The organism is Streptomyces himastatinicus ATCC 53653, from assembly GCF_000158915.1.
GTDB classification, from domain to species: Bacteria; Actinomycetota; Actinomycetes; order Streptomycetales; family Streptomycetaceae; genus Streptomyces; species Streptomyces himastatinicus.
The window spans coordinates 6,316,453-6,316,708 of record NZ_GG657754.1 but is presented as its reverse complement, the minus strand read 5'-3'; positions in this window follow the sequence as shown (position 1 = coordinate 6,316,708).

Here is a 256-nt window from a genome sequence, read left to right as displayed (position 1 = left end):
GGAAATGTCGCCCACACCTAGTTTCCCAACGTTTTACGGCGTGGACTACCCAGGGTATCTAATCCTGTTCGCTCCCCACGCTTTCGCTCCTCAGCGTCAGTATCGGCCCAGAGATCCGCCTTCGCCACCGGTGTTCCTCCTGATATCTGCGCATTTCACCGCTACACCAGGAATTCCGATCTCCCCTACCGAACTCTAGCCTGCCCGTATCGAATGCAGACCCGGGGTTAAGCCCCGGGCTTTCACATCCGACGCG